Origin of the sequence: Exiguobacterium sp. Helios (genome assembly GCF_014524545.1) — a bacterium.
Classification (GTDB): Bacteria; Bacillota; Bacilli; order Exiguobacteriales; family Exiguobacteriaceae; genus Exiguobacterium_A.
The window spans coordinates 737102-752566 of record NZ_CP053557.1 but is presented as its reverse complement, the minus strand read 5'-3'; the positions used below and the strand labels follow the sequence as shown (position 1 = coordinate 752566).

Below are 15465 nucleotides of genomic sequence, written 5' to 3'. Positions count from 1 at the left end.
TCATTTTCATGTAAATTTTCTGTAAAGTTCACTATTCTCCATTATCCCGACTTTTATTAAAATGTCAATTTACGATTCGATTAAGATCATGTGTCTTCACTGCTTTTGCAATGGAACAGCTAAACCGAAATTCAATACAAAACTCGCCTCTTGAGAAGAACGGTCTAAAGCAGTCCGGTCTCATCAAAGACGAGTTGTTGTTTCATTTCATGAAGTTGGTATAGGCAGCTCTGCCTGTACGTTTTGCTTCGTCCGATAACAAGCTTGCGGCTTCTTCGTCAAGAACAACCATCACATCGGCATGACGTTGTAAAATCGTCGCCGGGCAAGCAGTCGTTGCCGGACCTTCCATCATGTCGCGAATCGCCTCTGCTTTTCGCTCGCTTGAAGCGACTAATAAAATCTTCTTCGCTTCCATGATCGTTCCGATTCCCATCGTGATCGCTTCAGTCGGAACATCCTCCAACCGATCGAAAAAACGTTGGTTGGCAATCCGGGTCGACTCGGTCAGCTCAGTCACATGGGTTGTCGCATCAAACGGTGTACCGGGTTCATTGAATGCGATATGACCGTTCGAACCGATGCCGAGCAATTGAATGTCGATTCCCAATTTCCGAACCAGTTCTTCGTACCGCGCACTCTCTTGACTCGGATTGATCGTGTTTCCAATCGGTACATAGGATTCTTTAAAGTCGACCGCATCAAACAAATGTTCTTGCATGAACGTATGATAACTGTGCGGATGATCCGGGCTCAGTCCGACGTATTCGTCCAAGTTGACGGTCGTCACATGCCGGCAATCCACTTGATCCTTGCGCCATTCTTCATACACACCGAGCGGAGAACTGCCGGTCGCCAGTCCAATCGTCAATCCTTCCGGGTGTCTTAAAATCTCCTGTTTGAGCAGTTGGTACGAGACATTTGCCAATTCTTCTGCTTTTTCTACAATCATCCATTTCATTAGTTGTTACCCCTTTCCGTTTGTAAATCGGTGCACTTTCCCGCGGTGAACGGTTTGTTCGACTTCCAAGTCTGTCGTCAATACAACAAAGTCCGCATCCTTGCCCCGCTCGAGTCGCCCTTTATGTGTTAAGCCAAATTCTTCTGCCTGATTGATCGAAGTCATTTGTACCGCTTGTTCGAGTGAACAGCCGGTAAAAGTGATGATATTGCGTAACGCCTGATCCATCGTCAGGACACTGCCTGCCAAGTTCCCGCTTTCAAGACGCGCGGCTCCGTCCTTGACGTGCACCGTCTGTCCACCAAGTTCATATTCTCCGTCCGACAATCCCTTCGCTCGCATCGCATCGGTGATGACCGTCAAACGGTCTGACCCTTTCATCCGATAAGCGAATTCGACCATCTCTTTTGAACTATGAATCCCGTCCGGAATGATTTCCGCGTATACCGATCGTTCGAGAAGACAATACCCGACCGTCCCTGGTTCCCTGTGATGCAAGGCGCGCATTTGATTATAGAGATGCGTCCCGTGGGTGACATTACCTAAATGATTTTGATCGAATGTCGCATCGGTATGTCCGGCAGACGGAATCGCACCCGTCTCTCGGACCACCGCTTCAAAGTTTCGGGCACCGGGCTGTTCCGGAGCGTACGTGACCAGTTTGATCTGATTTCCGGATGCCTGTTGCCATATTAAAAATTGATTCGCATCCGGTTCGACGATGTATTCCAACGGTTGGGCTCCGGCATAGTCCGGATTAATGAACGGTCCTTCCAGATGAATCCCTTCAATCGTGGTCTGCCGGGAATTGATGACGTCCCGTGTGACTTCTAGTGCCCGCGTGATTTGGTCCCAGTCTTGGGTAATCGTCGTCGCAAAAAAAGACGTGACACCTTCCGCAAGCATCGCTTTACTCAACCGGTGCATCGCTTCCGCGTTCGCATCCATCGTGTCGACATCATATCCACCGTGGATATGAACATCAATCATTCCTGGAATCAGTCGTTTTCCTTTAAGATCGATGACGACTTCGTCGCGCGGTGTATAATCTGACATCTTCCCGATTTCCTGGATGGTCTCTTCAAAGCGGATGAATCCGTCTTGAATGACAGTATGTCCCGTATAAATTTCTGCATGAATCATGCTTGGCATCTTGTTTCTTCCTTTCTCTTTTTGATTCCGACAAGTGTTGGTTCTTCACCATTAGTATACCGCTGTTGTTTCTAGTTGTATAGACCTTTATACATTTAACTGATTATGAAAAAGAAGATTCCGGAGTCTAGTCCAGAATCTTCTTTGATTACGGTAATAAAATCCGGTCCTTTTTCTTCGAAATCAGACGTGTCACTTTTAAAATCGCAATTGTTAATGATTGACGTTTGCGATATGCGAGGTAACGTCCTTCCCACTTCGGATCATATTTTTCTTTATAGCGTCTCAACCCGGTAAAGCTGTACATGTACCGGATGTTGTTGAATACGTCGGCAGCTACACGTTCCTGCCAAAATGATGTTTCGTCCTCACCAACGGATGAGAGAGGAGCCATTCCCATATTAAAGGTGTGGTAGCCTTGCTCAGTCGCATAGTCAAACAAGCGGATAAACATGGCATCCATGATCCCGTTCGGACCATCCGGACGAAAACGCATCAAATCAATCGAGAGAACACCTTCCTGATACGCCGGCATGAATGTCATGAATCCAAGCATCTGCTGATTGGCATCACGCATGATGCCGATCGGCGCTTGATTCAAATAAGACTCGTTGAAATAGCCTAATGAAAATCCTTTTTCGGATTTCCCTCCTAACCATTCATCCGAGATGTCACGTAATTGATTCAGCAACGCTTCACTAAATGGAGGCGATACGACTTCAAACGTCATCCCTTCCCGTTCAAAACGATTTTTAATGGAACGTAAGCCGGCCCGTTTTTTCCCGGAAACGGTAAAGGTCGTCATGTCGACAATCGCCTCTTCACCAAGCTTAAAGAAATTAAAGCCGAAATCATGATACAACGACATGTTCTGTGCCTGAATCTGATAGATGTTCGGGATATAACCTAAATCCTCAACACGCCGTAAGAAACAGGCAATCAACTGGGAATGCTCTTCCGGATTTCCGCTCGGATCACCAAGCATCATAATCCGGTTTCCGGTCTGACTGAACTGAATAAATGAACGTCCGGACTCGGAGAAGAAAAAGCGTTTATCTCCGAGAAAAGCCAGGTGACTTAAATAATTTCCCCCTTCTTCCGTCAAGACATCCTTAACTTTTTGCAGATCTAACTTTTCACCCAAGACCGGCTGATTAAAGGTATTGAATAAACGAATGAAGACGAGTGTGTAGACAAGTGCAAAAATCGATGCACTCGCGGCAAACATGAAGATCTCATGGGCAGGATAAACCTTTGTTCCGTCAGCCGAACCGAGTGTGTAAAAGGCATATCCGAAGAAGATGAATCCACCGATGTATAAAAAACCGGCAAAAGCGGCCCTAATCAGTCGAGTCGTCGTGATCAACGTCCGTTCACGATGAAAGGCACTCCGTGACATCGTCACTAAAACCAGCACGATCAACACGACAGACAAGGAGATCAAGTTAAATCCGCGCAGTGCCATCCCGATTAAAGCAAAAGCCGAAACACCATAAATCATATACAGCGAACGTTTAGTCCGTCGGTACAGAGACGGTGCAAGCAGTACATACAACAAGCCGGCCATCAAAAAGAAACTGTTCGCAAGCAACAACAATTCATGCGGCAGACGGGCTTCCAAATATTCATACTGTGTCGAGTTTGGCGGCAAAATCGCCAGACCCCAAATCGCGATGCCGGCGAGTAACGTAATCAAGGCCAATGTAAAATGTCGGACTTTACTTAAAAAACGTAACTGAAGCCGCCAGATGACGCCGCCGACCTCAACCGACGGGCCGACAATCGGTTTATCCTCAATCATTTTGACGACCGGACCGCTGAACTCACGTGCCGAGAAAATGACCCCGATCACAAAAGGAATCAAATAATATACAAGACGATAAATCAACAATCCGGTAAGGACGATCCCTTCTTCGACGCCGGCACGCTGCATACCGATCAAAAAGACCAAGTCAAACGAACCGAATCCTCCCGGTACCATCGAAATCAGACCGGCTGTCGCGGCGATGATGAAGACGCCGATGACTTTAGAAAAACTGACATCCGTTCCGAGGGCCGCCAAAATAAAATAGACGACGACTCCCGCACTGAACCATTCCGCAAGCGATACAAGCGAATAGAGGGCGATCGACGACGGACGGATACTGCTGCTCCCCCGTCGGAAAGTAAACAACAGATAGACCGGGAAGAAGAAGGCAACACCGATGATGACCGGCCATAACCATTTCTTTAAATCCAACACTTCAAATGCCGGAAAGACGTTTAATAAGGATAATGCCGATAAAATCGATAATCCGCTGATCAGTGTCGGTGCCATCCAACCGATGGCTTTCAATAACCGGGTTCCTTCGACGAACGGTCGATAGAGGGCGGTTCTGACCCCCATTCCGGCAAGTCCGCCGAAACCGATGATGCCGTTAAACGAGTTGGCAATCCAGGATGCCCGGAAAATCAATCCGATCGGAACCTTCACTTGAAGCGAACGCAATAAAAAGAAATCATAAAAGAACATCGTCGCGACCGCTGCAAGCCCCGATACAATCAATAAAATAAACTTCCAGGACGGAATTTGCTGAATCGCCCGAATCGATTCCTTTAACGACAGACTTCTTAATTCGTTTTGACCCTGATAAAAAATGAATGCAATCAAGATAATCGGCAAAATGATTTTCGCCACTGTCAACACACGTTGTTTATTGAATCTCATTTCACGACCTCCTTTGATTTTCTGACAAGATGCATCAGGCGGAGCAAGAGAAGACTGGCTCCGACGGCAAGTCCGATGATCAATCCCCACCAATACCCATCCGGTCCAAGTTCCGTAAACCGCTCAAAATAAAATCCGAGTGGTAGTCCGATGACCCAGTACGCGGTAATCGTCAAAATAAACGTGACGTTGACATCTTTGAATCCGCGAAGTGCCCCTTGAGTGGGTGCCGCGACTGCATCGGATAATTGAAAGAAAATCGCTAAAATCATGAAATGAGCCGCCATTTTGATGACTGCCGGATCGTTGCTGTAAAGTGCCGCAATCCGTTCATTTTGAACGTACAGCAGTCCACCTGAAAACAAGGAAACGACCAGACACAGCAACAAGCCGATCCACACGTACTGGACGGCGTCCTTGACCCGCTTGGCTCCCATCTCGAACCCGACCGTAATCGTCAGGGCTGATGCGGCCGAGAGTGGAATCATATAAACGAACGAAGCAAAGTTAATCGCTGCCTGATAGGCTCCAATGACGACATCGCCGTAGGCGCCAAGCAGCAAAGTCACGGCTGAAAAGATACTGACTTCCGAAAAGATTGCTAATCCAATCGGTGCACCGAGCAATACCAATTCTTTGATTCGTGTTACATCCGGTTTATAAAAACGACGGAGAATCCCGAGCCGTTGAAACAGTTCACCTTTCAAGACTACCCCAACAACCGCGATACATAAAATCCAGTATGTGATAGCTGTTGCCACTCCTGCTCCAATCCCGCCCAGTTCCGGAAAACCAAACTTTCCGAAGATAAACAGATAATTGAAAGCCACATTAATGGGTAAAGAGAATAATAATAACGTCATTGTGATGTTCGATTTGCCTAACGAATCAATTAAGGTGCGCAGGACAAAGAAGACGAACATCGGAATGATTCCAAAACCTAACATGACGAGATAGATGCGGGCAACATGACGTGCCTGATCCGATAATTCCATTTGGTTCAAAATCGGATTCACGAGCACGAGTCCAAGCAGAACCGTCAAAACGATGATGACGACGGAGACATACAATGCCTGAATCACGATCCGCTTCACTTCCCGCTCTTTTCGTGCCCCCATTGCTTGGGAGACAAGCGGTGCCACGGCTAATAAAATACCCGTCAATCCTGTGTAAACCGGTGCCCACAGACTGGCTCCGACGCCGACGCCCGCTAAATCAGCCGACCCATATCGTCCGGCCATGACCGTATCAAAAAAACTAATTAAGTAAAACGCTACCTGTGTGACCAGAATCGGAAAGAAAATCTTCATGAACTGTTGAATCTTTCCCGATAGCGTAGTTGTCTCTAACATTGTTCCACCACATTCCAGGGCAACCTGCACCCTATTTTTATTGAAGCATTCAAGTTTGCTATTTGTTCTACGTAAATTATTTAAGGAGGGATTCATTTGAATCATCGTGATGCGGAAAATTTAACTTTTGAATTACTCGAGACCTGGTCGACATTTAATCATTATGCCGAGGAAGCCCAAACATTTAAAAACCCGGAAGACGTTCACCAGGCGCGGATCCGTTTACGTAAATTAATCACCTTCGCGAAGTTAGTCGATCAAACGGAGGAACCAATCTATCTCATCTGGAAACGATTGATGGCTGCGTTCGGTCAAGTCCGGGATCTTGATGTTCAACTCAGTCAACAAGGTGTCACTTCTCCGATTGAGCAGTTATTCGCGGAACACCTCGCCTTACAACTGCAAGGCAAACGGGCCACGTTACTCGAAACGATGCATCTGTTGATTTCCGACGAACTCGACCGCTCCGTCCGTCGATTTTTAGCCGGTCGCTTGACGAAACAATTAAAACGGATTGATGAAAAAGATCTTCTTCAGACAGCTGAAAAACGATTCGACAAAAAGAAACTTCATTATGAAAAAGTTCAGCATAAGGAAGGGAAGAAGCGTATTCAGATGATGCATGAGTTACGGCTTGAAACGAAGTTCTACCGCTATACGGTCGAGTATTTACGTCCGTATACCGATTTCCCGAAATCGTCCGTCGACCGGTTAAAACGGATTCAAACCCAATTAGGTGACATCAATGATACGTATAACCGCCTCGAACGCTGGCGTCTTTTCAGCGTTCCTGACGACCAGCTTGCGCAACAACAAAAAGAAATCACCCGTCTTGAGAAAAAGCTTTCGAAACTGCTCGATCAACTGTCGTTTGATTAAGGATGACGCTGGACGAGCAACTCCAGCATCTTCGTTCCGGCAATCGAATTTCCTTTCAGGTCAAGTGCCGGTCCGAAGATACCGATTCCAAGGTCCGCCATGTCGAAGTCACTGCGACCACAGGCCACGATGGCACCCGATACCCCGCTTTTTCCGGGTAACCCGACCTGGACTGAAAATTCACCGGACGCATCGTACATGCCGCATGTCGTCATGATCGCCCGGATGATCCGTGCATTCCGGCGGGAGATGACTTGATTCCCGGATGGTGTTTTTCCGGATTGACTTAAAATTTTCCCCATCATCGCGAGTCCTTTACAATTGGTCAAAATCGCACACTGTTTCGTATAAACATCGATAATTTCTTCCACATTTCCTTCGATGACTCCATGATACCGCATGAAGTACAGCAGAGCCCGGTTTAAGTCGGTCGTCTCGAATTCGGACTTCGCGACCTCTGCATCGTATTTGACCATATCGAGTTCGATATCCAGCAGATCGGCAATGAATTGGCGTAACCGGTTCAGCTTATCGGCTGCATCTTCCCCCGGTAACATGCTCGTCACAGCGAGTGCTCCGGCGTTGATCATCGGATTCAGGGGTTTCGTCGGAATCGTCTCTTCAAGCTTCGCAATCGAGTTGAACGCGTCTCCCGTCGGTTCCATACCGACCTTCGAGAACACGTAATCTTCACCAAATGTCTCGAGGACAAAGGCTAACGTGATGATTTTTGAAACACTTTGTAAGGTGAACATCGTTTCGGCGTCTCCCGCGGATACAAAACTGCCGTCTGCATTACAAACAGCGATTCCGAGTTGGGTCGGTTCCGATTTTGCCAGTTCTGGTATATAACTCGCCACCTGCCCGAGCACCGTATAGGGGCGGCATTCAGCGATTAATTCTTCTAGTTGTTGTTGCGTTACGTTCATCGGAGTCCCTCTTCCTGTCGTTTTCATTAGCTTATCATGCTTTTTCGTCACGAGGTATGCCGTTATTCTTTTTTAGTTTTCCTTCTCATTCAAAAGGTCGTCTCTCCCCTGACTGTCAGAGGATGAGACGACCTTTTAAACTATAGTTTAGCGGATAACGAGTTCTGTACCGTCTGTATCGATCGCCACATGCGAACCATCCTGGATGGATCCACTAATCAGAGCCCGTGCCAGTTTCGTTTCAATCGTCCGCTGGATATACCGGTTAATCGGACGGGCACCGTACTGTGGTTCAAACGCTTCATTGAAAATTAACGTTTTCGCCGCTTCTGTGACATCAATCGTAATTTCACGACCTGACAGACGTTCTGCCATCTTGCTGACGGCCTTGTCGATGATCCGTTCGATTTCCGCCCGGTGGAGAGGATGGAACAGAATCGTGTCATCAATCCGGTTCAGGAATTCCGGCCGGAAATACTTTTTCAGTTCTTGGCGGACCGCTTCTTCTTCGGCCGCATCAATATCACCGTCTTTTGCTGCTTCGAGTAAAATATGCGATCCAATGTTCGATGTCATGATGACAATCGTGTTCTTGAAATCGACCACCCGTCCTTGCGCATCGGTCAAACGGCCGTCGTCCAGTACTTGAAGTAAGATATTGAAGACGTCCCCGTGTGCTTTTTCGATTTCGTCAAACAACAGCACCGAATACGGACTCCGACGGACGGCTTCTGTTAATTGACCGCCTTCTTCATAACCGACATAACCGGGAGGTGCTCCGACCAGGCGGGAAACGTTGTGTTTCTCCATATACTCGGACATATCAATCCGGACGATGTGTTCTTCACTGTCAAACATGGCGGCTGCAAGAGCTTTCGCAAGCTCCGTTTTCCCGACTCCTGTCGGTCCAAGGAACAGGAACGAACCGATTGGACGATTCGGATCTTTGATTCCTGCACGCGCCCGGATGACAGCATCCGAGACCAGCCGGACTGCTTCATCCTGACCAAAAACACGTTCATGCAACGTATCTTCTAAATACAGTAACTTTTCGCGTTCCCCTTGTGCGAGACGGCTGACGGGAATTCCCGTCCACTTCGACACGATATCGGAAATCTCTTCGTCCGTCACGGCTTCCCGGACGAGTTCATGCGCGACGTGTTCCGCTGATTCTTCCGCCACTTTCAACTGATTTTCAAGTGCCGGAATCTGTCCGTATTTGATTTCCGAGGCTGTATTCAAATCATACCGTCCTTCAGCTTCCTGAAGAGCCAGTTTTGCTTTTTCAAGATCTGCCCGCAACTGCTGGACATTTTGGGAACTGTCTTTCTCGCGTTCCCATCGTGTCCGGAGCGCACTTTCGTCTTCCCGGACAGAACTGAGTTCCTGTTGCAGGGTCTCGAGTCGTTTCCGGGATGCTTCATCGGTTTCTTTTTTCAGTGCGGCTTCTTCGATTTCAAGTTGCATGACACGGCGGACGAGTGAATCCAGTTCCGCCGGCATCGATTCCATATCGGTCCGAATCATCGCACACGCTTCATCGACTAAATCAATGGCTTTATCGGGCATGAAACGGTCCGTGATGTACCGGTCTGACAGGATGGCTGCCGCAACCAGGGCATTATCATGAATCCGGACACCATGATGGATTTCAAACCGTTCTTTCAGACCACGTAAAATCGAAATCGTATCTTCGACATCCGGTTCCGCGACCAGCACTTGTTGGAAGCGGCGTTCAAGTGCAGGATCTTTTTCGATGTACTTCCGGTATTCATCTAAAGTCGTCGCACCGATACAGTGCAGCTCTCCGCGGGCAAGCATCGGTTTCAGCATGTTTCCGGCATCCATCGCGCCTTCGGTCTTCCCGGCACCGACAATCGTGTGCAATTCGTCGATGAACAACAGAATCTGTCCTTCTGCTTCCTTAACTTCATTTAAGACCGCCTGAAGACGTTCTTCGAATTCACCACGGTATTTGGCACCCGCGACAAGCGTACTCATATCGAGACTGAACAACTGTTTGTTTTTGAGACTCTCCGGTACATCGCCCCGGACAATCCGTTGAGCCAGTCCTTCGACGATTGCCGTTTTACCGACCCCAGGTTCGCCGATCAGGACGGGATTATTTTTTGTTTTCCGGCTGAGAATCCGGATGACCCGGCGAATCTCGTCATCCCGTCCGATGACCGGATCCGTTTTACCGGACCGGAAATCCGCGACGAGATCCCGCCCGTATTTCTTCAGGACATCAAAGGTCGCTTCCGGATTTTTCGTCGTCACCTTCCGGTTGCCCCGCATCTCGATGATGGCTTCCCGCAAGACCTGCTCGGTCACACCCTGACTCCGCAAATATTGTGTCGCCGGACTGGATTGTTTCACAAGACCTAACAATAAGTGCTCGACAGAAACGTAATCGTCTTGCATCAAACGGGCTTCGGTTTCTGCTTCCGTCAACACCTGCAATAAGGAGTTGCTGATTCGCGGCGTCGAGGATTGACCGAGCGCCGGTAACCGTCCGAGTGCTTCATTGACGCCCGTCTCCAACTGGTCGATCCGTTGATCGAGTTTCTCAAAAACAATCCGTGCAATGCCTTCTTCTTGTGAAAGCAAAGCCAGCAACAAGTGCCACTCTGTAATCTCACTGTGTCGACGCTGTTTGGCAATGGCTTGTGCCGATACGATGGCTTCATGTGCCCGGTCCGTTAATTTTTCGAAATCCATTTTCCCGTCACTCCTTCACAGATAAACGATTTTCCCACTCTTCATAAAACGATGGTTCCATTTCCGGTAATTTGACTTCCAGTTGAACCAGCAAGGCACCGCGGTGTCCCTCCCGGTTACTGAGTCCCCGATTCGGGATCCGAAGACGGGCTCCCGGTTTTGTGCCGGGCTTGATTTTTAATTTGACACGTTTTCCTTCCAACGTATCTGCCACGACTTCTCCACCGAGAACAAATACCGTCGGATAGACACGGACAGTCGAGATGACATCGGTTTCCTGCCGGCGGAATTGATCATCATCCTTCAGGTGAATCGTCACGTACACATCTCCCGCAATTCCTTTACGGTTGCGTTTCGAACTTTTCCCGCGTAACCGGACTTTTTTCCCGTCATACAAATCTTTCGGCAGACTCATTTGAATGGCTCCTGTCGCCAGTCGGATCGTCACCTTGTCATTCTGACTGAGATGACTTAACGGAACCGTCAATTCGAGTTCTTCGTCCGTTTCTTCCGGTTCTTGACTAAAAAACGAACCGAACATATCTTCAAATCCAAACGATTGCCCTGCCGATCCCGCCGTCCGGGATTGACGTCCGTTGAATTGGCGGAAAAGATCGTCATAGTCGGCTGACTGTCCATACCCCGCTCCAGCCATCCGTTCATAGTTACTTCCATATTGATCATACTGTGCCCGTTTTTCTTCATCCCCGAGGACATCAAACGCTTCCTGGATATCTTTGAAGCGCTGATCCGCACTCGCTTCCTGATTGACGTCCGGATGGTATTGTTTCGCAAGCTTCCGGTATGCCCGTTTGATTTCCTGGTTCGATGCCGTCTTCTCGACACCAAGCGTTCGATAATAGTCTTTCGCCACGCTGATCACTCCCTTAACTTTTTGTTCTGTATCTTAATTATAGAATTGGTCAGTCAATTGGTCAAATATAGTCAAACTTTTTTTGACGATTCTTTTGTTCTTTTCACTTTACGCATTTTCCTCAAACAAGTTTCGCTCCAGGAAACCATGATATACTGACAACTAGCATTATGAAAAAGGAGCGATCAAGACATGGATGGTAAAAAACGCGCCGATGTTAAAATCGGACAACACGTCAGTATCGTATTAAAACAAGACCAGCGGACAGGTAAACGGACGGAAGGAATCGTCAAGGATCTGTTGACCAAGTCGCCGAATCACCCGCACGGAATCAAAGTCCGTCTCGAAGACGGACAAGTCGGTCGGGTTCAAGAAATCTTATAAGAGAGCACATGAAAAAGACACCCGTCTTCCGGTCATCATCGGCCGGAAAATGGGTGTCTTTTCGTCAATTACTGGACTCTTCGAGATAACGTAAGGTCACTTCGATTAAAATACGGGCTGCATGCTGCATCGCCTGCTCTTCAAAGTCAAACTTCGGGTGGTGATGGGGATAAAAGGTTTCGTCCCCTGCTCCCGTGAAGAAAAAGGTGCCGGGTACTTGTTGCAGATAATACGCGAAGTCTTCGCCGCCCATCGTCGGAGCAATTTCAAAGACGTGATCCGCACCCATGATGTCAGACGCAACGGTCCGTAAAAGGTTCGTTTCTTGCGGATGATTGACGACCGCCGGATATCCTCTTTCGTACGTAAACGAATAGGTCGCCCCTGCCGCGTCACACACGCCTTTAATCGTCCGTTCCATTTCGTGGACGATTTGCTCAGCGACTTCCGGATCAAATGTCCGGATTGTCCCGGTCAGTTCCGCACTGTCGGCAATGACATTAAACGTATTCCCGGCATGCAGTGTTCCGATGGTCAAGACCGCTTGCTGAAGCGGATCGAGTCGGCGGCTGACGATACTTTGCAACTCTTTGACGACCGTCGCCCCGAGTACGACGGCATCAATCGTTTCGTGTGGCTTCGCGCCATGTCCCCCGCGCCCGAACAACGTCAACTCGAACTTATCGGCCGCTGCCATGACAGGACCGATCCGGTAACCAATCGTTCCAAGTTTCGTCGTCGACCACAGATGGGTTCCGAAGATGACATCGACACCGTCGAGGCATCCGTCGGCAACCATGTCCCGTGCCCCGCCCGGAACGACTTCTTCCGCGTGTTGGTGAATCAAGACGACGTTCCCTGCCAACTGTTCTTTCTGACGGACCAGAATTTCGGCGACGGCAAGTAACGTCGCTGTATGGCCGTCATGTCCGCATGCATGCATGACACCGGGCACGATCGACCGGTAATCGACGGTTTTTTCATCCTGAATCGGCAACGCATCAAAGTCTGCCCGCAGTGCGACCGTTTTTCCCGGTTTTCCTCCGCGAATCGTTCCGACTACCCCCCGGCCACCGACACCGGTCCGGACTTCAATCCCAAGCTCCGTCAATCGATCCGCAATGAATTGCGGGGTATCGACCTCATGAAACGACAACTCCGGATGTTGATGTAAATACCGACGCCGTTCGACCATCACTGGAAATAACTGCTCCACCATCTCTTCCACTGTCTGTTTCATTATGTACGCCCCCTATTTTTTACTGTGCAACATCTTGACGCTTTCCCGTGTATACTGCAGCCGTTCGATCGTATCGTCATAATGGACAGCAGCATAGGATAAAAACAACACATCAATCGCAAACAACTGGGCGAGACGCGAACTTAAGGCCGCACTGCGTAACGGCGCTTCCGGCGCCCGTGACGTCCATAAGGCGATATCCGCCAACTGGCTGACCCGGTTATCCCCGAACCGCGTCAAACTGATGACTTTCAGCCCGCGAATCTTGGCAAGCCGGATTAACTCGACGACTTCCTCGGTTTCACCACTGTAAGAAATCGCAAAAAAGACATCATCCGGACTGGCGTTCGCAAGAATCGTCGCGACGAGATGTTGATCCGATTCCTGAATCGTCAGTTTCCCGACGCGTGTCCATTTTTGTGCAGCATCCAACGCGACGACGTTCGATGCCCCGATTCCGTAAAAGTAAATTGCGCGTGCCTGGTCCAAGACATCCGCCGCTTCGGCAATCCGGTCTTCACTCAATTGTTTCGCCGTATCTTGTAAGGCTTGAATGCTGTTGCTGACCGTTTTTTCCACTAAGTCAGCAGGCCGTTCATTTTTTTCAATATCATGATACCCCTTTAAATCGGTTCGTGCCGTATCCGCTGAAATCCGCATCCGCAGTTCTGGATATCCTTTTAAACCGAGTGCCCGGCAAAAACGGACGACCGCTGCGGCACTTGTTCCCGATTCCTCGGCTAAATGATGAATCGTCATCCCCGCGATTTCATTCATATGCGCTAAAACAAAATCAGCGACTTTCCGCGAAGAAGAAGGCAACTCTTCGTGGACGGCGCTAATCTGTGAAAAAATACCACCTTTCATGCGACCCGCTCCCTTACCATGGATTAAAACAGGCGAATCCAGCGTGTCTCTGCTGATTCGCATGATGCTTCTTTTCTATTATGCGCTTTCAAGACGGCTTTCGTAAATCTAAAGAAATCTGACAATAGTAAATCGTTGTTTTGTTGTGCTTAAAAGTCAGCTTAGACTCAACAAAAAAGACTCCTGCTTGCGCAAGGAGCCTGTCTGTTCAAATGAAATCAACGGATTTTGACAATCGGTTTTTTCATATCCGGCTCGATGAATAACATCGCTTCCGTATCGCCGTTCAAGTTCGTGACGGTAATCGTTGTCGGGACATTCCGATTGTATTCCCAACGATTTTCGAGCAAGTAGGTCACATATTGAATGAACGCTACGAGTTCTGCTTTTCCGTAAAACTGAACCGGAATCTTGATTTCCAACTTCTTCAGTTCACCTTCCTGATAAAAGCCTTCTCCCATCATACCGGTGTAGTTCGGGAAATAGTCTTCGAGGCGGTCCTTGAACAAATCAAACTTCGCGGAATCATCACGGACATCGTTCGTCGCGGCACCCGATGGGTAGTAATAGTATTTTTCATCATAGTTCTTCCAGTCGTTCGAACTGATCTGATTGCCGCGCCCGATAAAGGCGGAAGATACATAATGTCCGGAAACCGGTGACCCTTCACTTTCCTGCAAATACAAGGCGACGTGGATCGGTGTCGTTTTGATACCGTCCGTTTTCCGCATTTTCTTGACCAATTCATTTGCCATCCGTTTTCCTTCTGCGATGACTTTTTTCTCGTCGAGTTTCACGGTATAGGTCGGACCGTAGTTTTCATCCTGGAAAACATATTCGCTGTTTAAGACTAAAGCGACGGATGTCCCGCCGAGTTCGAGTTTTTTATCTTCTTCCAACATGTAGTCCTGTTCCAAAATGTGCGATAGAATCAAAGGAGACTTTTGGTTTTTTTCTTTGTAAGACTTTCCGGTCGTATAGGCAGGGTTCAAGCCGTTCGGATCACTGACACCATCCCCGGCTTTTCCTTTTCGTAACAACCACTGGGCAATTTGATCGGCCTCGAGCAGTTGTCCTTCTTGATAATAGTATTTATCCGGAGCAAAAAATTGAGTGGAGTGACGCATCAATCCGGTCTCGATTTCATCCAGCTCCAGGCGTGAACTGACTCGTTTTTGTGTCATCCCGCGAGCGACACTCGGCCGGAACGGTAAGACGGTCCGGTAATAGGAATCGGTCGTATCAATCGCCGGACTGACGACAGCCTGGACTTCTTTTCCTTGTTCACTCTCTGTAATGACTTCTTTTGTATCGCTTTTTTGTGATAAATCAAACGAACACGCGCCGAGGAATAGTGTACTCGTCAACGTCAACGCGACTATTTTTTTAGATTTCATCT

General features: G+C 48.4%; 12 protein-coding genes. 2 read left to right on the top strand and 10 right to left on the bottom strand.

What is annotated here, in order from left to right; genetic code table 11:
* Window positions 1–202 precede the first annotated feature (202 nt).
* From nagB to HNY42_RS03880, 4 genes are all read right to left on the bottom strand, one after another.
* A complete protein-coding gene (gene nagB / locus HNY42_RS03895) occupies window positions 203–961 on the bottom strand; it encodes a glucosamine-6-phosphate deaminase (protein ID WP_131504467.1) in 759 nt (252 codons plus the stop codon).
* A gap of 6 nt (window positions 962–967) precedes the next feature.
* Window positions 968–2113, bottom strand: a complete 1146-nt coding sequence (nagA, locus tag HNY42_RS03890) for an N-acetylglucosamine-6-phosphate deacetylase (RefSeq protein ID WP_131973675.1) — start codon at window positions 2111–2113, stop codon at window positions 968–970.
* A 148-nt stretch (window positions 2114–2261) separates the two neighbouring features.
* Window positions 2262–4820 carry a bifunctional lysylphosphatidylglycerol flippase/synthetase MprF gene (mprF, locus tag HNY42_RS03885; protein WP_131504465.1) on the bottom strand — a complete coding sequence of 853 codons (2559 nt, stop codon included), beginning with the start codon at window positions 4818–4820 and terminating at the stop codon, window positions 2262–2264.
* The gene (locus tag HNY42_RS03880; RefSeq protein ID WP_131973676.1) at window positions 4817–6172 is read right to left on the bottom strand and encodes an MATE family efflux transporter; all 1356 of its coding nucleotides are present in this window, start codon (window positions 6170–6172) and stop codon (window positions 4817–4819) included. The genes mprF and HNY42_RS03880 overlap by 4 nt, the downstream gene beginning before the upstream one ends.
* A 96-nt stretch (window positions 6173–6268) precedes the next feature.
* Between HNY42_RS03880 and HNY42_RS03875 the strand changes: the two genes are divergently transcribed.
* Window positions 6269–7051, top strand: coding sequence for a CHAD domain-containing protein (locus HNY42_RS03875; protein WP_188005143.1), 783 nt, complete (start codon window positions 6269–6271; stop codon window positions 7049–7051).
* Here HNY42_RS03875 and glsA read toward each other — a convergent pair.
* The 3 genes from glsA to HNY42_RS03860 all read right to left on the bottom strand — a co-directional run bounded on the left by glsA (window position 7048) and on the right by HNY42_RS03860 (window position 11575).
* Window positions 7048–7980 (bottom strand): glutaminase A, encoded by a 933-nt coding sequence (gene glsA, locus HNY42_RS03870; protein ID WP_012369379.1) that lies wholly within the window; start codon window positions 7978–7980, stop codon window positions 7048–7050. The genes HNY42_RS03875 and glsA overlap by 4 nt on opposite strands.
* Window positions 7981–8127: 147 nt before the next feature.
* On the bottom strand, window positions 8128–10701 hold the full coding sequence (gene clpB / locus HNY42_RS03865) for an ATP-dependent chaperone ClpB (protein ID WP_188005142.1): 2574 nt from the start codon (window positions 10699–10701) through the stop codon (window positions 8128–8130).
* A gap of 7 nt (window positions 10702–10708) precedes the next feature.
* Window positions 10709–11575, bottom strand: coding sequence for a DnaJ C-terminal domain-containing protein (locus tag HNY42_RS03860; protein WP_012369377.1), 867 nt, complete (start codon window positions 11573–11575; stop codon window positions 10709–10711).
* Between the two features lie 192 nt (window positions 11576–11767).
* Here HNY42_RS03860 and HNY42_RS03855 point away from each other — a divergent pair, with 192 nt between their 5' ends.
* A complete protein-coding gene (locus HNY42_RS03855) occupies window positions 11768–11959 on the top strand; it encodes a YwbE family protein (protein WP_012369376.1) in 192 nt (63 codons plus the stop codon).
* A 64-nt stretch (window positions 11960–12023) separates the two neighbouring features.
* On the opposite strand, the gene HNY42_RS03850 is transcribed toward HNY42_RS03855, so the two are convergent.
* The 3 genes from HNY42_RS03850 to HNY42_RS03840 all read right to left on the bottom strand — a co-directional run bounded on the left by HNY42_RS03850 (window position 12024) and on the right by HNY42_RS03840 (window position 15463).
* Window positions 12024–13199: an amidohydrolase gene (locus HNY42_RS03850; RefSeq protein WP_188005141.1), complete on the bottom strand. Its 1176-nt coding sequence runs from the start codon at window positions 13197–13199 to the stop codon at window positions 12024–12026.
* 12 nt (window positions 13200–13211) lie between these two features.
* Window positions 13212–14066, bottom strand: coding sequence for a MurR/RpiR family transcriptional regulator (locus HNY42_RS03845; RefSeq protein ID WP_188005140.1), 855 nt, complete (start codon window positions 14064–14066; stop codon window positions 13212–13214).
* Window positions 14067–14284: 218 nt separating this feature from the next.
* Window positions 14285–15463: a CamS family sex pheromone protein gene (locus HNY42_RS03840; RefSeq protein WP_188005139.1), complete on the bottom strand. Its 1179-nt coding sequence runs from the start codon at window positions 15461–15463 to the stop codon at window positions 14285–14287.
* Between the last annotated feature and the right edge of the window lie 2 nt (window positions 15464–15465).